Origin of the sequence: Phyllobacterium sp. TAF24 (assembly GCF_052113785.1) — a bacterium.
Classification (GTDB): domain Bacteria; phylum Pseudomonadota; class Alphaproteobacteria; order Rhizobiales; family Rhizobiaceae; genus Phyllobacterium.
The window spans coordinates 107,047-130,798 of record NZ_JBFRDN010000011.1; the positions used below are offsets into that span (position 1 = coordinate 107,047).

General features: G+C 54.1%; 22 protein-coding genes, 1 tRNA gene and 1 pseudogene. 14 read left to right on the top strand and 10 right to left on the bottom strand.

What is annotated here, in order from left to right; genetic code table 11:
* Nucleotides 1–5: 5 nt before the first annotated feature.
* Nucleotides 6–671 (top strand): DsbA family oxidoreductase, encoded by a 666-nt coding sequence (locus tag AB4Y96_RS12170; protein WP_441917580.1) that lies wholly within the window; start codon nt 6–8, stop codon nt 669–671.
* Nucleotides 672–688: 17 nt separating this feature from the next.
* Here the strand turns inward: AB4Y96_RS12170 and mfd are convergent, their stop codons facing one another.
* Both mfd and AB4Y96_RS12180 read right to left on the bottom strand, forming a co-directional pair.
* Entirely contained in the window at nt 689–4,186 is a 3,498-nt protein-coding gene (gene mfd / locus AB4Y96_RS12175; protein WP_441917582.1) for a transcription-repair coupling factor, read from the bottom strand.
* Between the two features lie 6 nt (nt 4,187–4,192).
* Nucleotides 4,193–4,480: an FAD assembly factor SdhE gene (locus AB4Y96_RS12180; RefSeq protein ID WP_441917584.1), complete on the bottom strand. Its 288-nt coding sequence runs from the start codon at nt 4,478–4,480 to the stop codon at nt 4,193–4,195.
* 131 nt (nt 4,481–4,611) lie between these two features.
* On the opposite strand from AB4Y96_RS12180, the gene recG reads away from it, so the two are divergent.
* On the top strand, nt 4,612–6,720 hold the full coding sequence (recG, locus tag AB4Y96_RS12185) for an ATP-dependent DNA helicase RecG (RefSeq protein ID WP_441917586.1): 2,109 nt from the start codon (nt 4,612–4,614) through the stop codon (nt 6,718–6,720).
* Between the two features lies 1 nt (nt 6,721).
* Here the strand turns inward: recG and glmS are convergent, their stop codons facing one another.
* The 3 genes from glmS to AB4Y96_RS12200 all read right to left on the bottom strand — a co-directional run bounded on the left by glmS (nt 6,722) and on the right by AB4Y96_RS12200 (nt 10,852).
* Nucleotides 6,722–8,545, bottom strand: a complete 1,824-nt coding sequence (gene glmS / locus AB4Y96_RS12190) for a glutamine--fructose-6-phosphate transaminase (isomerizing) (protein ID WP_441917588.1) — start codon at nt 8,543–8,545, stop codon at nt 6,722–6,724.
* A 105-nt stretch (nt 8,546–8,650) separates the two neighbouring features.
* Complete coding sequence (gene glmU, locus AB4Y96_RS12195) at nt 8,651–10,012, bottom strand: bifunctional UDP-N-acetylglucosamine diphosphorylase/glucosamine-1-phosphate N-acetyltransferase GlmU (protein WP_441917590.1); 1,362 nt, start codon at nt 10,010–10,012, stop codon at nt 8,651–8,653.
* Nucleotides 10,013–10,105: 93 nt separating this feature from the next.
* Nucleotides 10,106–10,852 carry a cytochrome c biogenesis CcdA family protein gene (locus AB4Y96_RS12200; RefSeq protein WP_091876904.1) on the bottom strand — a complete coding sequence of 249 codons (747 nt, stop codon included), beginning with the start codon at nt 10,850–10,852 and terminating at the stop codon, nt 10,106–10,108.
* A 291-nt stretch (nt 10,853–11,143) separates the two neighbouring features.
* On the opposite strand from AB4Y96_RS12200, the gene AB4Y96_RS12205 reads away from it, so the two are divergent.
* From AB4Y96_RS12205 to AB4Y96_RS12215, 3 genes are all read left to right on the top strand, one after another.
* Nucleotides 11,144–11,219, top strand: a tRNA-Lys gene (locus tag AB4Y96_RS12205).
* A gap of 171 nt (nt 11,220–11,390) precedes the next feature.
* Complete coding sequence (locus AB4Y96_RS12210) at nt 11,391–11,861, top strand: hypothetical protein (RefSeq protein WP_091876906.1); 471 nt, start codon at nt 11,391–11,393, stop codon at nt 11,859–11,861.
* 157 nt (nt 11,862–12,018) lie between these two features.
* Complete coding sequence (locus AB4Y96_RS12215) at nt 12,019–12,480, top strand: GNAT family N-acetyltransferase (RefSeq protein WP_091876908.1); 462 nt, start codon at nt 12,019–12,021, stop codon at nt 12,478–12,480.
* Nucleotides 12,481–12,512: 32 nt separating this feature from the next.
* Here the strand turns inward: AB4Y96_RS12215 and AB4Y96_RS12220 are convergent, their stop codons facing one another.
* On the bottom strand, nt 12,513–13,364 hold the full coding sequence (locus tag AB4Y96_RS12220) for a LysR family transcriptional regulator (RefSeq protein ID WP_441917593.1): 852 nt from the start codon (nt 13,362–13,364) through the stop codon (nt 12,513–12,515).
* Nucleotides 13,365–13,453: 89 nt separating this feature from the next.
* On the opposite strand from AB4Y96_RS12220, the gene AB4Y96_RS12225 reads away from it, so the two are divergent.
* From AB4Y96_RS12225 to AB4Y96_RS12235, 3 genes are all read left to right on the top strand, one after another.
* On the top strand, nt 13,454–13,918 hold the full coding sequence (locus AB4Y96_RS12225; RefSeq protein ID WP_441917595.1) for a RidA family protein: 465 nt from the start codon (nt 13,454–13,456) through the stop codon (nt 13,916–13,918).
* A gap of 26 nt (nt 13,919–13,944) precedes the next feature.
* Nucleotides 13,945–14,733 (top strand): SDR family oxidoreductase, encoded by a 789-nt coding sequence (locus AB4Y96_RS12230; protein ID WP_441917597.1) that lies wholly within the window; start codon nt 13,945–13,947, stop codon nt 14,731–14,733.
* A 93-nt stretch (nt 14,734–14,826) separates the two neighbouring features.
* Nucleotides 14,827–15,204, top strand: coding sequence for a nuclear transport factor 2 family protein (locus tag AB4Y96_RS12235; protein WP_441917599.1), 378 nt, complete (start codon nt 14,827–14,829; stop codon nt 15,202–15,204).
* A gap of 52 nt (nt 15,205–15,256) precedes the next feature.
* Here the strand turns inward: AB4Y96_RS12235 and AB4Y96_RS12240 are convergent, their stop codons facing one another.
* On the bottom strand, nt 15,257–16,738 hold the full coding sequence (locus AB4Y96_RS12240) for an MFS transporter (protein ID WP_441917601.1): 1,482 nt from the start codon (nt 16,736–16,738) through the stop codon (nt 15,257–15,259).
* 119 nt (nt 16,739–16,857) lie between these two features.
* On the opposite strand from AB4Y96_RS12240, the gene AB4Y96_RS12245 reads away from it, so the two are divergent.
* Nucleotides 16,858–17,409, top strand: a complete 552-nt coding sequence (locus AB4Y96_RS12245) for a TetR family transcriptional regulator (RefSeq protein WP_441917603.1) — start codon at nt 16,858–16,860, stop codon at nt 17,407–17,409.
* 7 nt (nt 17,410–17,416) lie between these two features.
* Here AB4Y96_RS12245 and AB4Y96_RS12250 read toward each other — a convergent pair whose 3' ends face one another.
* Nucleotides 17,417–18,832: an ATP-binding protein gene (locus AB4Y96_RS12250; protein WP_091876920.1), complete on the bottom strand. Its 1,416-nt coding sequence runs from the start codon at nt 18,830–18,832 to the stop codon at nt 17,417–17,419.
* Nucleotides 18,829–19,545: a response regulator gene (locus tag AB4Y96_RS12255; protein ID WP_091876922.1), complete on the bottom strand. Its 717-nt coding sequence runs from the start codon at nt 19,543–19,545 to the stop codon at nt 18,829–18,831. Before AB4Y96_RS12255 ends, AB4Y96_RS12250 begins: the two co-directional genes overlap by 4 nt.
* Before the next feature lie 243 nt (nt 19,546–19,788).
* Here AB4Y96_RS12255 and AB4Y96_RS12260 point away from each other — a divergent pair, with 243 nt between their 5' ends.
* The 3 genes from AB4Y96_RS12260 (at nt 19,789) to AB4Y96_RS12270 (ending at nt 20,933) form a co-directional block, all read left to right on the top strand.
* Nucleotides 19,789–20,082, top strand: coding sequence for a hypothetical protein (locus AB4Y96_RS12260; RefSeq protein WP_175540492.1), 294 nt, complete (start codon nt 19,789–19,791; stop codon nt 20,080–20,082).
* Between the two features lie 42 nt (nt 20,083–20,124).
* Nucleotides 20,125–20,349 (top strand): hypothetical protein, encoded by a 225-nt coding sequence (locus AB4Y96_RS12265; RefSeq protein ID WP_091876924.1) that lies wholly within the window; start codon nt 20,125–20,127, stop codon nt 20,347–20,349.
* A 329-nt stretch (nt 20,350–20,678) separates the two neighbouring features.
* Nucleotides 20,679–20,933 (top strand): GlsB/YeaQ/YmgE family stress response membrane protein, encoded by a 255-nt coding sequence (locus tag AB4Y96_RS12270; RefSeq protein WP_091876926.1) that lies wholly within the window; start codon nt 20,679–20,681, stop codon nt 20,931–20,933.
* A 110-nt stretch (nt 20,934–21,043) separates the two neighbouring features.
* Here AB4Y96_RS12270 and AB4Y96_RS12275 read toward each other — a convergent pair.
* Nucleotides 21,044–21,178 (bottom strand): annotated as a pseudogene (locus AB4Y96_RS12275) (efflux RND transporter permease subunit); the annotation flags it as partial.
* A gap of 482 nt (nt 21,179–21,660) precedes the next feature.
* Between AB4Y96_RS12275 and AB4Y96_RS12280 the strand changes: the two are divergent.
* Nucleotides 21,661–22,797 carry a hypothetical protein gene (locus tag AB4Y96_RS12280; protein WP_441917607.1) on the top strand — a complete coding sequence of 379 codons (1,137 nt, stop codon included), beginning with the start codon at nt 21,661–21,663 and terminating at the stop codon, nt 22,795–22,797.
* An 85-nt stretch (nt 22,798–22,882) separates the two neighbouring features.
* Complete coding sequence (locus AB4Y96_RS12285; RefSeq protein WP_441917609.1) at nt 22,883–23,668, top strand: hypothetical protein; 786 nt, start codon at nt 22,883–22,885, stop codon at nt 23,666–23,668.
* The last annotated feature ends 84 nt before the right edge of the window (nt 23,669–23,752 follow it).

Consider the following 23,752-nt stretch of genomic DNA (forward strand, 5'->3'; position numbering starts at 1 on the left):
AAATCATGAGCGAAAAGAAATTCACGATCGACGTTGTATCGGATGTCGTCTGCCCTTGGTGTTTTGTCGGTCGCAAGCGGCTTGAAAGTGCGCTCGCCCTCAATCCTGAACTGGATGCGACCATCAACTGGCGGCCATTTCAACTTGATCCCACTCTTCCCAAACAGGGCAAGGATCGCAATCGCTACATGACCGAAAAATTCGGCAGCAGCGATAAAATCTTCGAAGTGCATCAGCAATTGATCGAACTTGGCAAGGAAGAAGGCATTGAGTTCGACTTCGAGGCGATCGAAATCGCTCCAAATACGCTTGACGCGCATCGTCTGATCCGTTGGGCGTCGCAAGCCGGCCCTGATGTTCAGGACAAAATCGTTGGCATTCTGTTTTCCTACTATTTTGAACAGGGAAAGAATATTGGCGACCATCAGGTACTGATCGAAGCGGCTGAAGAAGCAGGTATGGACAGCGCCATCGTGGCGAGCCTTTTGCCGACCGATGCGGACAGCGTTGGCGTGCGTCAGGAGATCGACACCGCCAACCAGATTGGCGTTCGCGGCGTTCCTTGCTTCATTCTCGACCAGAAATACGCGGTTATGGGCGCGCAATCTGCTGATGCGCTGGCCGATGCCATTCGCCAGACAGCCGATGGGTTCGAGCCTCGACCAGTCTGACAATCAAAACTGGCCGCTTATGCGGCGGCCAGTTTTGCCAATTGGGTCATCACTACAGCTGCGCCATTCAGTCGCTTTTCCGCAGTTGGCCAATCCCGCACGAATACAATGCTCTGGTCCGGGCGAATTTTAGCCATCGAGCCCTGCTCGCCGATCATTTTCACCAATGCTGCCGGATTGTTGAACGTCTTGTTGCGGAATTGGATGACAATGCCCTTCGGCCCCGCATCAAGTTTGTCGACATTGGCGCGGCGGCAAAGCGCCTTGATATAAACAATCTTGAGCAGGTGCTGCACTTCATCAGGCAAAGGCCCGAACCGGTCAATAAGCTCGGCACCAAAGCCGTCAATGTCCTGCAACTCTTCCAGATCGGCCAGACGGCGATAGAGACCAAGACGCAATTGCAGGTCAGGCACATAGGTTTCCGGGATCATCACGGCTGTTCCCACAGCAATCTGCGGCGACCAGTGACCATCATCGACCTCACCTGTGCCCTTGATCTCGGAAACGGCCTCCTCAAGCATTTGCTGATAGAGTTCGAAACCCACTTCCTTGATATGGCCCGACTGCTCTTCGCCGAGCAGATTGCCAGCACCGCGAATATCCATATCGTGGCTGGCCAGCTGAAAACCGGCACCGAGCGTATCAAGTGATTGCAAGACTTTCAGCCTGCGGTCGGCCATCTGCGTCAGCATTTTGTTTGCAGGCAGCGTGAACAACGCAAAGGCACGCTGCTTCGAGCGTCCAACCCGGCCGCGCAATTGATAAAGCTGGGCAAGACCGAACATATCGGCGCGGTGGATGATCAGCGTATTGGCCGTCGGAATATCGAGGCCGGATTCCACGATGGTTGTCGACAACAGCACATCATATTGCCCGTCATAGAAGGCATTCATGATGTCGTCGAGTTCGCCGGGCGGCATTTGCCCATGCGCGGTCGCCACTTTCAACTCCGGCACCTGCGAATCCAGAAAATCCTTGATTTCGCTTAAATCAGAGATGCGCGGACAGACATAAAAGCTCTGACCACCACGATAACGCTCCCGCAGCAATGTCTCGCGGATGACCAGAGGATCGAATGGCGACACAAATGTGCGCACCGCCATGCGATCCACCGGCGGCGTGGTGATCAGCGACAATTCGCGAACGCCTGTCAGTGCCAGCTGCAATGTGCGCGGTATCGGCGTGGCCGAGAGTGTCAGCACATGCACATCGGATTTGAGGTCTTTCAGCCGCTCCTTGTGCTTGACGCCAAAGTGCTGTTCTTCATCGATGATCAAAAGGCCGAGATTCTTGAATTTGATGCCCGATCCAAGCAGCGCATGGGTGCCAACGACAATATCGATCTGACCCTCGGCAATGCCCTTCTTGTTCTCCGCCAATTCCTTGGAACCGACCAGCCGCGATGCTTGCGCCACATTCACAGGCAATCCCTGAAAACGTGTCGAAAATGTCTTGTAGTGCTGACGCGATAGCAGCGTTGTCGGCACCACAACCGCTACCTGAACACCATTAAGCGCGGCGACAAAGGCGGCACGCAGCGCAACTTCCGTCTTGCCAAAGCCGACATCGCCGCAGATCAGGCGATCCATCGGCTTACCGAGTGAGAGATCGTCAATGACCGCTTCAATAGCGCGGTCCTGATCTTCCGTCTCATCATAGGGGAAACGCGCCGCAAACTCGCCGTACAGCCCCTCGGGCGGCGTGAGAACTGGCGCACCGCGCATTTGCCGCTCAGCAGCAATGCGGATCAGATGCCCGGCGATCTCAAGCAGGCGTTTCTTTAGTTTGGCCTTGCGCGCCTGCCAGGCACCGCCACCAAGCTTGTCGAGAACCGCCGTCGAGCTTTCCGAACCGAAGCGCGAGAGAAGTTCTATATTTTCAACCGGCAGGAACAGGCGATCATCACCCGCATAATGGATTTCGAGACAGTCATGCGGCGCACCTGCCGCTGTAATCGTCCGCAAACCGATAAACCGGCCGATACCGTGATCCACATGGACAACGATATCCCCTGCATTCAGCGCAGCCACCTCACTGATGAAATCCTGATCGCGCTTACGCCGCTTGGACCGGCGAATGAGCCGGTCACCCAGAATATCCTGCTCGGCGACCACAACGAGATCACCCGCATCAAAACCGGTTTCCAGCGACAGAATACCGGCTGTAATCTTGTCGCGAGCCAATGCCTTGACCGTGCGCAGGTCTTCGACCAGCTCGATCTTTTCAAGGCCATGCTCGTTCAGAACCTGAATGAGCCGGTCGCGCGATCCCTCGCTCCATGCGGCAAGCAGCACTTTTTTGCCCGCAGCGCGTTCATCGGCAATATGTTTGACCACGCTATCGAAGACATTGGCGTCCTTGGCAGTGCGCTCCTCAACGAATGTTCGTCCGCGATGAGCACCCGCATGGATAACAGACCGCCCGGTTACAAACGGTGCGTCGAAGGGCGAGAAATCAATCCGCATGCCGGATGAAATCGCCGCTGCTTCAACTTCGGCCGGTGTCAGATAGAGTGAGCCCGGCTCAACCGGCTTGTACGGCACCGCTTCTCCGGGTTCTTTACCATCCGACTGTTTTTTGCGCGCCTCATAATGATCGACCACCATCTTATGACGTTCGGCCATGGCTTCATGCGCCAAATGGTCGAAGATGACGGGCATGTTGCCCGCATGATCAAACACGGTTTCCATGCGCTCGTAGAAAAGCGGCAGCCAATGTTCCATACCGGCAAACCGGCGACCTTCCGATATGGCCTGATACAATGCGTCGTCACGTGAAGGCGCACCGAATTTTTGCACATATTGCGAGCGAAACCGGCTGATTGTCTCGGGCGAGAGCGTGATTTCGCTCATCGGCTGCATGGAAAATTCGGTTTTCTGGCTTGATGTGCGCTGGGACGCGGCATCGAATGTGCGGATGGATTCGAGCGTATCGCCGAAGAAATCAAGCCTCAGTGGCTCCTCGGCTCCCGGCACGAAAAGATCAAGAATACCACCGCGCACGGCATATTCGCCAACATCGCGCACGGTCGAAACGCGCTCGAACCCATTGTTTTCAAGGCGTTGAACAAGCGCATTCATGTCAATTCTATTACCGGGCCTGGCGAGAAACAGCTGCTCAGCCAGCACTTTGCGCGGCGGCAGTTTTTGCAGCACCGCATTGGCGGTCGCCAGAATGACACCCGGATGTTTTTGATCACGAAGGGAAGCAAGGCCAGCCAGAGCCGCCAGCCGCCGCGCCGCCGTATCGGAACCGGGCGATACCCGATCATAGGGCAGGCAGTCCCAGCCGGGCAGTTGCAGCACCGGCAGATCAGGCTGCACGAAATTCAGCACCTGCTCGATGTCAGCCACGCGCTGGCCATCGCTGGCAATAAACAGCACCGGACCGCCCGCACCCGCTTCGGCAACCACCTTGGCCAGCGTAAAGGCTTCATAGCCATCACCCACGCCGTCAATGACGACATGTCCATTGATATCCGGTTTCAGTCCGAGTTTGGAAAAGGCAGTCATATCTGATCAGAATTTCATTGTGTTGCGAGAAGCCACGATCCTGTGAAAGATCGGCGTATCATATTCGGCGGGAACGTCAGCCTCCCCGGTAACCCATTTGAGCAGGTCGCGGTCGAGCGCTTCCATCAGTTCTTCATACTGATCGAGTTCCAACTCCGTCAGGCTTTCAATATGCGCATCAGCAAATTGGCCGAGAATCAGATCCATCTCGCGCATGCCACGATGCCAGGAACGAAACAGGATTTTGCGCTGTCTTGGTGGCAGATCAGCTGTTGAACGACTGCTTCCGGTCATGGACAGTCTCCCTTGGAATATCATGAAAAGGCTTCGGCTGGGCGGGAAGCCATAGGATTGCGGCTGGGTATAGCGTGCATTGAGGCCGCTGTCAGCCTTGCAACGCGCTTTGAAGACGTTAAACCTAAGGAATGCGTCCATCTTTGCTTGATCCCCTGTTTGCTTCCGTACGCTCGCTTCCCGGTATCGGACCGAAAGTGACGGGCCTGCTTGCCACTTTGCTCGGAACCCAGCCACCCGGAACCGAACCGCGCGTCGGCAATCTCGTTTATCTGCCGCCCAACAGCGTTATCGACAGGCGCAATCGCCCGGGAATCGCCTACGCGCCTGAGGGTGCCATTGTCACGCTGGAAGTCCGTATTGATCGCCACCAGCCGGCACCAAAGGGACGCAGTAATGTCCCTCACCGTGTTTTTGCCCATGACGATACCGGAGAAATCGGTCTTGTCTTCTTTCATGCCAAACTCGCATGGCTGGAAAATATCATGCCCGTCGGTGAGACAGTCATCGTTTCCGGTCGCATCGAATGGTTCAACGGCAGACCGACCATGGTTCACCCGGATCATATAGCCGCTATTGCCGACGCCGCATCGCTGCCACTGGTCGAACCTGTTTATCCCCTGACCGCTGGCCTTTCGCCCAAAGTGCTGGCGCGGGGCGTACAGGAAGCTTTGGCGCGAGCACCTGACATGCCTGAGTGGATCGAGGAACCGGTTCTTGCCAAACATGCCTTTCCCACGCACCGGCAGGCGCTTGAAACGATTCATCGGCCAAATGACCCCACAGATATCGCGCTGGATCACCCGGCGCGCCAGCGTCTCGCCTATGATGAGTTTCTGGCCGGTCAATTGGCGCTCGCCTTGGTTCGCCTCAAAACGCGGCGTCTGTCAGGCCGCAGACTGGAAGGCGATGGAAGTCTCAAGGCCAAGATTATTGCCGCATTGCCCTATGCGCTGACTGGCAGCCAGCAACAGGCAATCAAGGAAATCATCGCTGACCTGCGCGAACCAGAACGGATGCTCCGATTGCTGCAAGGCGATGTGGGCTCCGGCAAAACCATCGTTGGATTGCTCGCCATGGCCCATGCGGCGGAATCAGGCGGGCAATCGGCTCTGATGGTACCCACTGAAGTTTTGGCCCGGCAGCATTATGCGACGATAGCTCCCTTGGCTGCAAAAGCTGGCCTGCGCACCGCATTGTTGACAGGCCGGGAAAAAGGTCGTGAGCGCGAGGATATATTGGAAGGTCTGCGTTCAGGCGCGATCCATATCATCATCGGCACCCATGCGCTCTTTCAGGAAAAGGTTAGTTATCACGACCTAGTCTTTGTAATCATTGATGAACAGCACCGCTTCGGTGTTCATCAGCGGCTGCTGCTTCAATCCAAAGGCTCGGCCCCTGATATGCTCGTCATGACCGCAACTCCTATCCCGCGCACACTGGTTCTGACTGCCTTTGGTGACATGGATGTATCAAAGCTGACTGAAAAACCAGCTGGACGCCGCCCGATCACCACTGCGATTCTGCCGATGGAGCGATTAAGCGAACTGGTAGACCGTATGCGCCGGGCGATCGCAGATGGCCAAAAGATTTACTGGATCTGCCCGCTGGTTGAAGAATCCGAACTGGTTGATCTGGTTTCCGCCGAAGAGCGCTTTCAGTCGCTGCAGCCCTTGCTAGGCAATCAGATCGGTCTGGTGCATGGTCGCATGAGCGGACCGGAAAAAGATGCGGCTATGCTCGCCTTCAAGAATGGTGAAACACGCCTTTTGATCGCAACGACAGTTGTTGAAGTGGGGGTCGATGTTCCCGATGCCACGATTATCGTTATCGAACATGCGGAACGGTTTGGCCTTGCCCAGTTGCATCAGCTGCGCGGGCGCGTCGGACGCGGCGACAAACCTTCCACCTGCCTTCTACTCTACAAGGGACCGTTAGGCGAAGTTGCCCGTGCGCGGCTGGAGATCATGCGCGAGACGGAAGACGGCTTTAGAATCGCCGAGGAAGACCTGAAACTGCGCGGCGAAGGTGAATTGCTGGGCACCCGGCAATCCGGCACGCCGGGTTTTCGCCTTGCCAGCATTGAAGCCCATCAGGAGTTTCTGGAAATCGCCCGCAAGGATGCGCGTTATATTCTCGGACGCGACCCGGAACTGCAAAGCGCGCGCGGCGAAGCTTTGCGCGTTCTGCTTTATCTCTTCGAACGCGACGAGGCCGTGCGGCTTCTTCGCGCGGGATAGATCATTCCACCGTTACCGATTTCGCCAGATTGCGCGGCTGATCCACGTCCGTGCCCATGAACACAGCCGTATAGTAGGCCAGCATCTGGATAGGCAGGGCGTAGATGATCGGCGTGATGATCTCGGGCATATCAGGCAGAATAACCGTATGCATGGTCTTCAACGTACTTGCCGCAGCGCCGCGTGAATCGGTAATCAGAATGATCTTGCCACCACGAGCCGCCACTTCCTGCATATTCGAGACGGTTTTTTCAAACCACCTGTCATAGGGCGCAATGACGATGACCGGCATGTGTTCATCGATCAGCGCGATGGGACCGTGCTTCAACTCGCCTGCCGCATAGCCTTCCGCATGAATATAGGAAATTTCCTTGAGTTTCAGCGCGCCTTCAAGAGCCAGCGGGAAGCTCGTGCCACGGCCGAGATAAAGCGCATGTTTGACCTGCGACAGATCGCGGCTGATAGCCTCCATCTGTTGTTCCAGCTTCAATGCCTGCGTCGCATAGCGTGGAATCTCGGAAAGCTCATGCACAAGACGGCGCTCATCATCAGCAGAAATGGTGCCGCGCATCTTGCCCGCTGTCACCGCCAATGAAGCAAGCGTTGCCAACTGGCATGTGAACGCCTTCGTCGAGGCAACGCCGACTTCCGGACCAGCCAGCGTCGGGAAAATCGAATCGGACTCGCGCGCCATGGTCGATTCTTTAACATTGACCACAGAGCCGATCTTCAACCCTTGCTGCTTGCAATAGCGCAGCGATGCCAAAGTGTCCGCGGTTTCGCCCGACTGCGAAACGAACAAGGCAAGACTATCTTTCGACAATGGCATTTCGCGATAGCGGAATTCCGACGCGACATCGATATCAACCGGGAGCCGGGCGATCTGCTCAAACCAGTATTTGCCGATCAGGCCGGCATAATAGGCTGTGCCGCATGCCGATGCCGCGATGCGGTCGATCTTGGCGAAATCAACGGGAACCGCATCCGCGCGAATGGTACCCTTGGAAAAATCAAGGTAATTGGCCAGCGTATGGGAAATAACCTCCGGCTGCTCGTGGATTTCCTTTTCCATGAAGTGGCGGCGATTGCCCTTGCTGACGAGAAACGCCGTACCAGCAGATTTTTCGATCCGGCGTTTAACAGCCATGCCGCTTTCATCATAGATCGCCACACTGTTGCGCGTCAGCACGGCCCAGTCACCGTCCTCAAGATAGGACAGTGTGTCGGTGAAAGGAGCAAGCGCAATGGCGTCCGAGCCCAGATACATCTCGCCGTCGCCATAACCCACAGCGAGCGGCGGACCATTGCGGGCGGCAATCAGCAGATCCTCTTCGCCCTTGAACATAATGGCAATGGCAAAGGCACCGCGCAGTTCCGGCAAGCTCTGGCGAACCGCTTCAACAGGGGAAAGCCCGCGATCGAGCGCACGCGTCACCAGATGGGCAACGGTTTCCGTATCGGTTTCAGTTTCAAAGACATAGCCGTCTTTCTCCAGGATGCTGCGCAGCTCGGCAAAATTCTCGATAATGCCATTATGAATGACAGCAAGACGCGGCGTCGTATGCGGATGCGCATTGCGCACGGTCGGCGCACCGTGCGTGGCCCAGCGTGTATGACCGATACCGATTGTGCCGCTGAGCGGTTGTTCTTTCAGAAGATTGTCCAGATTGACAAGCTTGCCCTCAGCACGGCGCCTGTCAAGCACGCCTTTGTTGAGTGTCGCAACACCAGCGGAATCATAACCGCGATATTCCAGGCGTTTCAGCGCATCCACCAGCAATGGCGCAACCTGTTCGCGTCCGATGATTCCAACAATTCCGCACATAAAAAGCTCCGATGGCTCAGGGTCTCGATTTCTTCTTGCCTATGGCAAACTTACGCCGGGAAGAAGGCTGGTTACAATTCAGTCTTTAGCATGAAGCAGAATGGGCTATTCCGCTTTCTTGGCTTTTTTCTGCGCGGCATAACGCTCGCGCAATAGCACAGCCCGCCCTTCCTTGATGACTTGATGTGCCCGGCCAAATGCCAGCGCGTCGTCTGGTACATTCTGCGTAATTACACTGCCAGATGCCACATAGGCATTGTCACCAACTGAAACAGGCGCGACCAGCGAGCTATTGGAGCCGATAAAGGCACCAGCCCCGATCTGCGTCAAAGCTTTGTTGTAGCCGTCGTAATTGCAGGTGATCGCACCAGCTCCGATATTGGCACCGGCGCCCACAATCGCATCCCCAAGATAACTTAGATGACTGACCTTGGCACCTGCCCCGACTTTGGCATTCTTCACTTCTACGAAATTTCCGATCTTGGCATTTACCGCGAGATCGGCGCCTGGCCGCAAACGTGCAAATGGCCCTACCATTGCTCGCGGACCAATATGTGCACCTTCCAGATGCGAAAAGGCATGAATGACGGCACCAGTCGCAATCGAAACGCCGGGACCAAAGACGATATTCGGCTCCAATACTACATCTGATTCAATCAAGGTATCGTAGGCAAAAAACACTGTTTCGGGTGCTTGAATGCTCACACCCGCCAGCATCATTGCGCGCCGCTTGCGGTTCTGCCAGATAGCTTCGGCTTCAGCCAGTTCCACACGCGTATTGATGCCAATAATATTCTCAACCGGAATTTCAATCGCGACTGCCAATTTGCCAACACCATTGGCGATTTCGACCACATCGGTCAGATAATACTCGCCCTTGGCATTGGCATTGCCGACCTTGTCCAGAAGTTGCAACGCGCTGTCCCCGCGCAAGGCCATAAAGCCACCATTGCAGAAACCGATTTTCTTCTCGTCATCACTGGTATCCTTGTCTTCGCGGATGGCGAGAAGTTTACCGTTTTCTTCGATGAGACGACCATAACCGGCTGGATTTTCGGGCCGGAAGCCCATGATAACCACATCGGCGCCGTCCTCAAGCTTGGCGCGTGCCTGATCCAGCGCTGCTGTTTCAATGAGTGGTGTATCGCCAAACACGACAAGAATATCGTCATAGCCGCGCGCTATAGCATCACGCGCCGCAAGCACGGCATGGGCTGTTCCCAGCCGCTCTTTCTGTTCATGCACCGTCACATTTGAAACAACTGATTTCACTGCGTCGCGAACAGCATCGCCCTCACGGCCAACGACGAGCGCAATGTCACCGCTGCCTGCACTATGAACTGCCTTGGCCACATGAGCGACGATAGGCAGCCCGGCAATCGGGTGAAGCACTTTCGGTAGCGCCGATTTCATGCGCGTGCCCTCACCGGCGGCAAGAATAACCGAGAGGCAGGTACGTGATGTCATTGTCAGAATTCCGAATCCGTTTTGGCTAAGCACAGTCTTATGCCTGATCGTGGCATAATCCCGGTTGCCAATGCATGAACAATTTCCGTTTCTTTAGCCGAGTTGGCCAAGGATTGGAAATGTTTCAAGCAGCCAGAACGAGAATGTCTGCAATCCACCGGTCAGGAACAGAACACCTGTTGCCACAAGCAGCCCGCCCATCACCTTTTCCACTTTGCCGAGATGCATACGGAAACGCGTGAGGAAGCGCATGAAATAGCCGGAGAACAAGGCTGCTATAATAAACGGAATACCAAGACCAAGCGAATAGACTGCGAGCAGCAATGCTCCGTCCGAGACCGTATCGCGACCACCTGCAAGCGCAAGGATTGGTCCAAGAACAGGCCCGATGCAGGGCGTCCAGCCAAATGCAAAGGCAAGACCCATCACATAGGCAGCCAGCGGATTCGCCGGTTTGCCCTTGGTCTGGAACCGCGCTTCGCGCGACAGGAACGCCAGACGAAATACGCCGAGGAAATTCAACCCCATCAGGATAATGACGATACCCGCAGCAATTGCGATCTCCTGCTGCCACATGCGCAGCAACCCGCCAATCGTCGAAGCACCCGCCCCCAGCAATACAAACACAGTCGAAAAACCAAGGACAAAGCAGAATGACGACAGCAGCAGGGCCTGCCGAACCGGAGAAACACGTGCTGCGGGCTGGTCCGAACGGAAATCCTCCACGGTAACGCCAGCCATATAGCAGAGATAGGGCGGCACCAATGGCAGGACGCAAGGGGACAGGAAGGACAGCGCACCAGCACCGGCGGCGGTCAGATAGGAGACATCAAGCGCCATATGCGCTCCTCGTTTGGCATTACAATTTCAACTTGTGGTGCCATAGGCCGAATCCCCCGCAAATTCCAATCACCTTTTCGCCAGTTCTGCGCACAATCCTCCCTTCACTTCCGATTTTAAGGGCGTCATATCCGTGTGAAACGGCTTCATTGCTCAAAAAAACCGTGGAACCTGTAAAAACAAGGCTCAATGTTGCAAAAACAGTGCACAATAGCTGTTGACCGATGCCAAAGTCATCCCTATGTTCCGCCGCACTTCCCAAGGGTTAGCGCAAGCGTCTTCCCTGACTGGGAGCGCGTAGCTCAGCCGGTAGAGCAACTGACTTTTAATCAGTAGGTCCGGGGTTCGAACCCCCGCGCGCTCACCATCTCTCCAGACAATTTCCTGAAACTTTGGCGACTATTCAGCGTGCAGTTCTGTGCGCCGATATGCGACCGCCGTTTCCGGGGGGACAAGCGTGGGCCTATACCGAAGTGACCGGCGGCAGTAATATGCATACCGTACCGTGAACGACGCGGTCACTGAGGGTCAAAACAAAATGAACGGGAACACCAAGGACAAGAATAAAGCACTGATCAGGCTCGTTTACGAGAAAACACGAAACGGCGGGCCGCAATCAACCGCACCTTTACTCGATAGTGAATTCGTCGCCCGTATTGGCGATAGCGTACCTTGGGGCGGTGTTTACAAGGGCCCGGATCATTATCTTGGCACATGCGTACGGCAATATTCTCTCTATCTTGAGCCGACATCCGTCGTCTATGAAACTCTGAATTCCCAGGATGACGAGGTACACGCTCTCGTTCACCTCAAGATGCATGAAGGCGACGCCACCGTGCCTTTCCTCCATACATGGACAGTGCGCGGCGATAAGGTCACTCATCTGAATTCCGTGTGCCTGCAACCCAGCCTTCTGTCAGCCCCAATATTGTCGGCCCGCAGAAAACGGCCAAAGCGATTGCAGCTTTATGAGCGCCTGATGCTGGTTAAACGGCGGCAAAGCATGTGAGACTCAATAAACGGTATTAAAAATCGCTGATTTCAGTCTTCGTAGGCGGCACTGAAAATATGTGCATCGCACCCTGTCGAATTATCCATCTTTGCTCTAGATTTTCGTGGTTCCGGCACTCCAGCAATCATGATTTCCCCAAAGCACAGGATGAATAATGACCAGTAACCTCCTCGTCCGCCCCGTTAGCCGTCAGGATTACGATCAATGGCTACCGCTGTGGGATGGTTATAACGCATTCTATGGCCGTTCAGGTCCGACTGCCCTGGCACCGGAAATCACGCGGATGACATGGGAGCGATTCTTCGATGCTTACGAGCCCGTGAACGCCCTCGTCGCCGAAAGCGATGGAAATCTTCTGGGTCTGACGCATTATATTTTTCACCGAAGCACCACCTCGATTGCGCCAAACTGCTACTTGCAGGATCTGTTCACCAACGAAGCCGCGCGGGGCAAGGGCGTCGGCAGGGCTTTGATCAACGGCGTTTATGAGCGCGCGCAGTTGGCAGGATCGCCGCGTGTATATTGGCTCACACATGAAACCAACCACACCGCCATGCAGCTCTACAACAAGGTGGCCGAGCATTCAGGGTTCGTCGTTTATCGCAAGTTTCTTTGACAAACTTTACCGCAGTATCGGGGCCAACAAGGTTACTGTACAAGCTTTTCCCGCAGGAAGAGCCCCAATTCCTTGGTAATCTTGGACGGCTCCTTGGCCATAAACAGGCCGAAGTCGGCGCTTGGCGCTGACGGCAGCTTGTGTCCCGAGTCAATCGTTTCGCAATCGGTTGGAATACTCTCGGGCAACATCAGGCTATATCCAAGCCCGGCCCGCAATGCTCCGATCAGGGCGCCATAGCTCGACACCCGGCAAGCCACAGACCATTCCACACCGGCACTGGCAAAAGCCACACTTGTCTTATCCTGCCATGTGCATGAGCCCTCAAACACAATGAGAGGCACTGCATCGCCCTCACCCACATCGATCAACCGGCTTCCACTCCAAACCAGCTGTCGCGACCAGTGAAAGAACGGCACAATCGAAAATCGCGATGGATCGGCAATCACGATGTCGAGTTTCTCGTTTTGCAAGCTTTGGCTGAGTTCGCCACTATGTGCCGTGACCAGATCAAGTTCAACCTGCGGAAACCGCTTGCGAAACTCCGCCAGAAGGATGGGCAGGCGCGTCACCACGAGATCTTCAATCAGCCCAAGCCTTACACGGCCAACAAGCTGCCGTCCTTCGATTTGCAAACGCGCATCTTCACCAAGCGCGATGAGCTTGCGTGCATAAGCCACGAGAACCTCGCCAGAATCGGTCAGCGAGACACCGCGCGAAGTGCGATTGAGAAGTTGCACGCCGAGATCAACCTCCAATCGCTTGATCTGCATGCTCACCGCTGCCTGCGTGCGTGACAAACGTTCGGCGGCTCCGCTGACGGTGCCGGTTTCAGCAACCACAATGAGTGCTCGCAAAAGATGCGGATCAAGATTCAAGTCCATCAATATTCCTTATATTGATATAAGAAATATCAAGATACATTATGACTTGGTCATATGGCAAGGAACACTCCTGAACCAAGGAGTTGATCTTGACCACATTTCGCGAACGTTTTGAGGAAACTGGCCTGACCTGGCCCGCTATTACACCTGCGGATTTCCCCTTCAAGCCAGCCATACGTATCGACAATATTGTCTATATATCGGGGCAAATACCGGAGATCGGCGAGAACATCGCATTCACCGGCAAAGTCGGCGACGCGGTCAGCATTGAAGATGCCAAAAAGGCAGCAGAAATTTGCGCAGCCAATATGCTGTTCTGGCTCAGCGAAGAACTTGGCGGCGATATCTCGCGCGTGGTGCAGATCGCTAAAGTCACTGTTTACATCAACGCTGTTGCTGGCTTCAGTGAATTTTCTGCTGTCGGGAATGGTGCATCCGAGTTGCTCCTGAATATCCTGGGTAACAAGGGAAAACACGCCCGTGCAGCCATCGGCATGGCGGGACTGCCACTCAATGTACCTGTGGAAGTCGATGCAATCATCCATATCAGCTAGGCGTCAATAACAGTGAGATCATTACCATGAATTTCGGATTGGATGGAAAACGCGCGCTTGTGCTGGGTGGCAATAAGGGGCTTGGTCGCGGAGTAGCAAAGTCTCTCGCCGAAAACGGCGCAATCATTGCCATATCGGGTCGGGACGAAGCAGCGTTGAATGACACAGTGAATGAGCTTCGTGCCCATTCTCCCCGCTCCTTTGCTCTCAATGCCGATCTTGCTGATCCGGTGGCTTTGGCAGCCATGCTTGACCGCATTGATCGGGACATGGGCGGGGTTGATATTCTGCTTTTGAACGGTGGGGGCCCACCACCATTTTCCGCATCTTCGCTCAATATTGTGCAATGGCGAACGCAGTTCGAAACGATGTTTCTCTCCGGCGTGCGCATTGCAGCGCATTTTCTCCCCAGAATGCGCGAACGGCACTGGGGCCGCATCCTCGTCGTGTCATCGACCAGTGTCCGGGAGCCGATTGCGGGCCTGACCGCATCAAACGCGCTGCGGGCGGCCGTTGCCGGTTGGGCAAAGAGCCTTGCGGGTGAAGTCGCAGCAGATGGCGTAACCGTCAACTTGCTGCTTGCCGGGCGTCTGGCTACGGCACGTACGGACAAGCTCGACCAAATGGATGCCGACGCACAAGGCCTGGATGTTTCCGTCATAGCCGCACAAAGTCAGGCCGAGATTCCGGTTGGCCGCTATGGTACGGCTGAGGAGTTCGGAGCCGTGGCGGCGTTTCTCGCCAGCGAGCAGGCATCTTATGTAACCGGAGCGGCCATCCCAGTTGATGGGGGCTTGTCGCGCGCTATTATCTAGTGATGATGAAACAACCCATGCCCCAGCCCTCCAAGTCTCGCTGGTGCAATCGTGTTCTAACCACAAAACTCATCCGAATGAAGGAATAGTGCCATGCCGGAGCGAAGCCGTGTTGAAGCCTTTGTGGCAATTGTTGAAAGCGGCGATCATGTGAAAGCCATCCGCGATTTTTATCATGAGGATGCATCAATGCAGGAGCCGGGAAAAGAGCCACGGCGCGGTCGCGATGTGCTGGTTGCGCATGAGCAAGCGGCTTTGGACCGGTTGCAGAACATGCATACCCACCCTGCCCGTGCTGTACTCGTTGATGGCGATAATGTTGTTATTCATTGGGTATTCGACGCCACCAACCGCGAAGGCGTGACGCGGCGACTGGAAGAACTGGCCTATCAGCATTGGCAAGGCGATCGCATTATCGAAGAGCGCTTTTTCTACGACACAGCATCGTCTTTCACCATTGTTGAAAAGTGAAATGCAATTGAACCCACCCGGCCGTTCAAGTCGGGTGGGTTCACATCAGCAATCAGGCCCTGCCTGCACGTGTTGTAATCCCGATCGTTATGGCTGTTAACAACAGCAGTGCCGAAGCGACTATGATGACCGATGTAAACGCCTGTTCGAATGCGGCGTTGGCCAAGCCAATCAAGGTCGAGGCAGTATCAGGCGCGAGCCCCTGCGCCATGATCAATGCCTCATCAAGACTGTCGTAAACCAATGCCGATACATTCATCGTATCAGGCAACACCAGTGTAACGCTGTAGATCGTCGACATAAGGCTGCCGAGCAGCGCAACGCCCATTGCGCCGCCAAGTTCATAGGAAACCTCCTCGATCGAAGCCACCGTTCCGGCGCTCTCTTCCGGCGTATTGAGCATGACGGCGCTTGATGCCGCAGTCATCGCCGCACCGAAACCGAAGCCAAGAACCACGAGGCTTGAAATCTGCACAAAGGGTTTTGCATCATACACGTAGAGCAGGCTGGCAACGCCAAGTCCGGCTGCAACGAGACTGACCCACATGATACGTTCCGATCCGAGGCGCGGCAGCGCCAATCCGGCAATCGGCGCAGCAACAAAAGCAGCCAATGGTACCGGCAAAATAAGAAGTCCGGCCTCAAGTGGCGACAATCCCATGACCAGCTGAAAGCGCTGGCTCAGTACCAATTCAATGCCAACAAGGGCAAGCGAAGCAATGAAGGCGGTGGCAACACCCGCTGAAAACCGCCTGTTACGGAAGAGTTTGAAGTCAATCATCGGTTGCGCCGAACGCCCCTGACGCCGAATGAACAGCCAAAGAAAGGCAATGCCGATGATAGCGGCTATCGATGCAACTGCGTAGACAGGCGCCTGTTTGCCAAACTCCTTGATCGCATAGGTCACCCCGATGAGGCCGACCATGATCTGCCCCGAGGCAACAATATCCCACGGCCGCGTCGCATCACCCGCCCGGTTAGGAATGACCCAGAGCGTAAAGGCAAGCGCGACAACGACAATCGGAACGTTGATCAGGAAGACTGAACCCCACCAGAAATACTCCAGCAGGACACCGCCGAGGACCGGGCCAATGGCGGCACCGCCTGAGGCAATTGCCGCCCAGATGCCAATAGCAAAGGCCCGTTCCTTTTCATCGGAAAATGTCTGCCGCACGATTGAAAGCGTAGCGGGCATCATCATGGCCGCGCCGACGGCCAGCAAAGCGCGTGAAGCGATGAGAACGCCGCTTGTTGGAGAAAAAGCTGCCGCCAGAGAGGCCAGACCGAATACGACAAGGCCGGCGGAAAAGAGTTTCTTGTTGCCAAACCGGTCGCCAAGCGCACCGGCACCGGGCAGCAAACCGGCAACAACAAGAGGATAAGCATTGACGATCCACAGCTTGGCGGATGCAGAGGCATGAAGATCATGGGTTAGACGTGGCAAAGCCGTGTAAAGAACTGTCATGTCAATGACGACGAGGAACAGAGCGCTGGAGACGATCGCAAGGACCAGCCAGCGGTTTTGGGGTAGCATTTCTTTCACCATTGGAGCGTTCTTCGCTCCCGTTATAATTGCAATCGCGGACCGATTGTTCATCGATCCGCAATACATATATAAATACGATCGTATTGAAATGGAAGAGGGAGATCAATTTGGGCCGGAAACGCACGATTGATCGGGATAAGGTTCTCGACGCGGCAGAATCTGTTGTGAGCAAGGTCGGCGCAGCTGCATTGACCATCGATGCCGTTGCAAAGGCTGCCGGTATTACCAAAGGCGGCGTGCAATATTGCTTTGGTACGAAAGGCGCTTTGATCGACGCCATGCTGGAGCGCTGGGGGCAGGACTATGATACGCAAGTGGTGCAACTGACCCAAAATGCATCCGCCTCGCCTATCCACGCCCATCTGGAGGCCACGCGCAAAGGCGACGAAAGCTCTAACGCCAAAGCCGCAAGCCTGATGGCATCACTTATCCAGACGCCCGAACATCTTGGCAGCACCCGCGAATGGTATCGCACGAGAATGGCGGATTTCGACCTGACGACGGAAGAAGGACGGYGGGCAAGAACCGCATTCATCGCTACGGAAGGCGTTTTCATGTTGCGCTTCTTCGGCTTCATGGAAATCAGCGAACAGGACTGGAACGCCATCTTTGATGACATAGAGGCATTTGTACTGAGGAAGGAAAAGCCCGGAACATAATCCCCTGTCAGGCTGCAAGCGGGATCCTTAGTTCGGCCCTTAGGCCACCTTCCGGATCATTCTCAAGCTTGATATCGCCACCGCAGCGCTGTGCAATATTGCGCGCAATGGTAAGCCCCAGCCCAAAACCACCGGTTTGCCTGTTACGTGAACCCTCCACGCGCCGGAATGGCTGGAAAACCTCATCCAGTTTGGCTTGCGGTATGCCCGGCCCCTTGTCCTTGATCGCAAGAACAATATCATTTCCCACCTGTTTCAGGCTGACATTGGCCTTTTCACCATAGGTTACCGCATTGTCGATCAGGTTTGTAACACAACGGCGCAGAGCAATTGGCCGGCCGAAGCAGATGAATTTGCGCGAAGCCGCACTTTTTTTGTCGAACGTAACCTCAGGATAGTTATCGACAATAGAGTCGACGAGCGACCAGAAATCGATCTTCTCCTGCTCCTCATCCACCACCTCATAGGTGGCAAAATCGATGACTGAACGCGAAATCGCTTCAATATCATTGAGGTCCTGCATCAATGACTGGCGCAACTGCGATTTGCGCAAAAGTTCAAGCCGCAAGCGGATGCGGGTCAATGGCGTGCGCAAATCATGGGCCAATGCTGCTGCCAGTTGCTCGCGGTCCGCAACATATTCGCGCAACTGCTCCTGCATTGCATTCACCGCCCTTGCCGCGGATTTATATTCCGAGCTGCCATATTCAGGTAATGGGGGAATTTTGACGTCCTCACCGATACGTTTCACCGCACTTTCCAGTGCGCGATATGGCGCTGTCAGCCTGCGCATCGCCCAGATCGACAGAATGATGACGATGGCTGCAACCGCCCCGAACAATGGAAGGGTCTGCACCGTAAGAATAGGATCAATCGGCGAAACCGGTGTTACAAAGTTCAGCCATTGCCCGTCATTGAATTCGATAGATGCCGCAAGGCCACCGCTTTGGCTAAAATCCTGCGCGAGATCTGACAGCTGTTTTTCCACGACACCGACATCAGGATTGAGGGCACTCGAACTTATCTCAGTACCTGGCGAAACCTTATTGGGTAAATCCCTGCGAACCCGGGCATCGGTGACGCCAAACGCCGAGAAGCGTGCAACAAGCACATCTTCAAGCTCCGCAAGATTGTCATCGGATGCGATCGCCGATGTCACTGCCGGATCATCTGACATATAAAGCGGACTTGATGCATTCGACATGACCGCAGCAAGTCGGATTCGCTCCGGTGGCGGTGCAGCGTAGAGCAGCTTCACCAGCGTATAGGCGCGCTCGCTCAGACGAAACAATTCAAGGATATTATTGCCCTCATTGCGATCGCGCGAGACGATGGACAGCGTGGCAATCTGTGTCGTGATCAACCCGGCAATCAGGATGAGCAATATCCAGCTTGGCAAGGACTGGGGGAAAAAACGCTTCATTCCGCTATAACTTCCGGCACAAACTGATATCCGCCACCGCGAATTGTCAGGATCAGCTTGGGCGAACGCGGATCATCTTCCATCTTGCGGCGCAGACGGCTGATGAGAATATCAATGCTGCGATCATAGCCATAGGCCACATTGCTTCCCGCCAGTTCCAGAAGCTGATCACGGCTCAGCATGCGCTGTGCGCTCTTGACCAGCGTTTCGAGCAGGTTGAACTCTCCGCTGGTCAGTTCCACGCGCACATTGTCAGGCGATACGAGCCGGCGCCGTGAACAATCCATGGTCCATCCGGCAAATTTATAAACCTGCGGCTCTAGACGGCGATCCGTCCCCGGTCCGTCAAGACGGCGCAGAACAGCCCTCACCCGTGCCAGCAATTCGCGCGGATCAAATGGCTTGGAAACATAGTCATCTGCTCCCATTTCCAGTCCGACAACGCGATCGGTGGTTTCAGTGATTGCCGTCAACATGATGATCGGCACGCGCGAGTGCATGCGGATGTCACGGCAAATCTCCATGCCGCTTTTGCCCGGTAGCATCACGTCGAGAATCAGCAGGTCGACGGGCGTGCGCGAAAAAATGACCTGCATCTCGTCATTGTCTCTGGCGACCGAAACCCGCATGCCGCGCTTTTTCAGGAATTCATGCAGCAAATCACGAATAGCCTCGTCATCATCGACAATCAGGATATGTGGCTCGGACTTCATGCGAATCTTTCAACAATAAAAGGCTCTGATTTGCTTATCCGGCAACAAGATAGTGTCCGAAATCCGCATTGACCAGCCGGAACATATGCGCCTACGGGCGATTCAGCATCGCTTCCAATTTCAGAAACAATCCAGAAACAAAACTCTACAGAGCGGAAAAACGCCCGCAATAGTCGTGCCCGATAACAAGCGCATCGGTTCTGCTCCACCACGGAAACAGAACAAGCATTCACAAAGGGTCCTATGCGTAACATTTTGACCATATCGACAATCATTCTGACCGGCGCTCTGTATTTCGCCGGGCCGATTGAGACGTCCATGGCTGATGAGACGCCAACCCGTACCGTGCTTTGCGGCAAACTTCAGCAGCAAACTCAACAAGCCATCACCGAACACGCCGAGGCAAAACGGGCTGCCAAGGCGAGAGCACTTCAACGTAAGGCAACCAGGTTTTGTGCCAGCAACAAGCAGGCGCAAGGCATCAGGACATTCGCCCAAGCGTTGAAACTGCTCGGTGTGCAGCCGATTGATGATTGATCGACTGTGTCCCATGAGCCCCCATCAAAAGGAAACTGACCTATGAAAAAGTCCCTCTATACAGCTCTCGGCCTTGCCATCGCTCTCGCTGTTTCGGCTCCAGTTCTGACCGTTTCCAGCGCCAACGCAGCAACTGCAGCTGCACCTGCTGCCGCAGCACCAGCGACAGCCGCCGCTCCCGTTAAGCACGCTGCAAAGGCAAAGCATCACGTCAAGAAGACCGTCAAGCACAAGGCTCACAAGAAGGCAGCTGCCAAGAAGGTCTAATCTTCTCAATGCGCTATTCTTGACTAGTCTCAAAACTATGCCGGACATGGGAAACCATAGCCGGCATAGCTTTTTGATGTCTGACGCTTCCGCCATATTGTTTTTAAGTAGTAAAAAAGATCAATGATTTCTGCTGGATAGCGTCACGCCAGATCAAAGACGCTAGATATTGTGGTAATCGACCCGATCCATACAAGTTTAATTACCCAAAACACATTTCCCATCGTAAAATCCTCGTGATGATTCTACGGCCGATCACGGATCGCCCATGAAGAGCGGCATCCACGGTCTGGACCATCGTAACGCAACCGGCATGTGGAGAGACGACTATGGGTGGAGAATCACTACTTATTTTCCTGTTAGTGGGACTGATCGCTGGATGGCTGGCGAGTCAGCTCGTTCGTGGAGGCGGATTTGGCCTCATCGGCGACTTGATTGTCGGCGTCATTGGCGCGTTCATAGCGGGATATCTCTTTCCGCGTCTGGGCATATCGCTGGGAGCCGGAATTCTGGGCTCGATTATCGCGGCCACAATCGGCGCCGTTATACTGCTCGTCATTCTTCGCGCTGTTAAACGAGCCTGACGTTATAGAACACCAAAAATGACAAAGCCTCCGAACCCGGCAAGGTTCGGAGGCTTTCTTTTTGCGCGATAATCAACCGATCAGGTATGGCTTGGCTGAGGTTCTGCGCACATCGGCACCACAAAAAGCGTGAAGATCATACCAACCAGAATACCCGAGAAGATTACCAGACCGATGGAGTAGCGGGCTGCCGCACCCGCAGCTGTTGCCGTAATCAGCGGAATAACGCCGAGCGCCATGGCTGCATGACGTTCACATGCCGCTCGATCTTAGCGCAGGATTTTTAACTGCTCTTGTTGCGACCCCTGATAGGTAATTCCACGAATTGGTGAGCGAGGCTGATTCGTATATACATCTACATAAGGTTTGATTTCAAACAGCTTAGGTCCAACGCTGGCCCTTAGATTTCAAAGTCAAACTATGACAGTAAATCGATAGGTGTAGCCATGCATGCCAGAAAACGCGCGTTTGATTAACACACCATCATATTTCTAATCGCCTCGAGATTTATGGGGTCTGCTTGCAGCCAAGGGATTCAGAGCCCTTTTCGAAAATCGATTTCCGCGCCAAGTGACATGAGATTGAAGCGTCGTTTGAAGCGATGAGAATCCAAACTGCGAACGCTTTTGGTCGTTGACTGGCCGAAACTTCTTTCAAATTTAGCATCATGTTGATTCTTAAAACGGGCTCCTAGCGGTTTGTAGTAATAATTATGTGGGGAAATTCAATGCAATATCCGTATATAAATAGTGCAACAGAATCTCTTGTAACCGAGATTCGAGATATTATCCACGAAAGGCAGGATCTTTCAGATGAAGAGCAGGTTCTGCATAATTTCAAAGAGTTTTCCGCAAGCTGCTCCGTTTCACCCTTGATCGTCGAATATATTGCGAACAAAATTTCACGGCTTGAGAACCTGAATGTCTTTTCTGATCGTCAACTTGAAGTACTGATGCTTGGGATGATCGCTCGGTCATCTTCGACTTATGGTACGATTCCCAATGTCGTTGCTCATCTCGCACTTATCGGAGAGCATGCTGAGGCTGCCATTCTAAATGAAAATGCCAAAAACGAAACTGGTGATCGAGCGCATAAACCTCACCCCACTCTACTATACGATTGCTTTGCAGTGATCGGTCGAGCGCTGTCGATACCGGTTCTTACCCCGGCGAGCTACCACATCTTACGGCAAATCCTTATTGAGCGGGAGCGAACCGGGCAACCCGTTATGCGGACCGTCGACAGCGTAAACCGCCATTTCGCCGAAAACGACCTCCATATACCTGATTATACCGATGACGATATCCGCGTGGCTATATATTATACTGAACGTTGTAATTCATCCATAACGCATCTGCATTCTCGCATTATCGAAATTGAATCGCGCATGAACGATCGCGGTGGAGGCACCGAGGCACGTAACCCCTATGACAAGAAATGGCTTGCAATCAGAAGGCTCGAACTCGCGATGCGTGAAGCGAGTTCAGTCGATGATCATGACACAAACCAACTCTCCTATATTGGCGCTTGGGGCCAGGTGGTTGAACATCTCGTACCTCAACTCCCGCCATCCGAACTTGTACGGGCAAGAGCGTGGACTGAGGCGCATAATGATGAACACGCTGGTCAGGCGATTGGTTGGGGCGGCGCGGCCGAAGAGGGACACGCTGAGGACGCCCGTATTCAAGCAGTGCGTATGATGAAAACGTTGAAACCGTTAACATTTGCAACGGCACTTCGCGAAGTTACTGCGTTCAATGTTGTAAGGCTTGGATTTTGGAGCCGTATTGTAGACGCTCTTAAAGATCTTGAGCATTCGAACAAGATGGAACAATCGGAAGCTCCTAACCCTCTTTCAGCCTAACGCGGACAAAACTGGAGATTATGGGAGTGGCGGTTCCTCCGAATTTCTACTCAGCGTTTCTGTTTAGCCATTTGCGAGGCGCAGCATGGATATGCTTTTCCTAAAATTAACAGTTACACCGTTTCTAATGTGGGCGGTTTCACTGGTTTCCAGGCGATGGGGTAGCTTGGTTGGCGGACTGGTTGCCGGTTTGCCACTAACTTCGGGTCCCATTTCCATCTATCTTGCAATCGAGCAGGGCGCTCATTTTGCTAGCGAAGCTGCTACCGGTGCGTTGATCGGATTAAGTGCGGTCTTAATCACCTATTTAATTTACGCCGATCTAATAAAACGTTTTGCGCCAATGGCGTGCTGCGCGCTAGCACTGTTCATCTATATCGTTATCGCGTCGACAATGTACGAGATTGCACGTGAACTCACGTCAAGCTTCGTGAGCAAATGTGGCTCGATCTGCTTGTGTACGTCAGTAGTGCTGAGAATCGTCTGTAAGCCTGTAGAGCTCGGCACTGATCGTGCGCAATTGCTCCCTCGGTGGGATATCATCGGACGCATCACGGCGTCTATGGTCCTTGTTTTAGGGATTACAACCTTTGCGAACTATCTTGGCCCAGGAATAAGCGGAATTCTATCGCCAATACCGGTAATAGCCTGGCCACTTTTAGTATTCGCCCACGTACAACTCGGTGGTTTTGCAGCCGTTGCCGCAATTCGCGGTGCTGCCATCGGTTCCATTGGAGTGATTGTCTTCTATCTTATCGTCTCGAACTTCCTTGCCGAGCATAATATATCGGTAGTATATGTCTCGGCACTTATCTCCTCGGCGTTAGTTACAATGGCTTTCGTCGTCATCCTCCGAATCTACAAACATTGACAATTCTTCATCCATGTCATCAACGTCATGCTAAGTGTTCACTTATTCATAAGCGGGGTTGTCTCATCGCTCCCGGTAAATCAA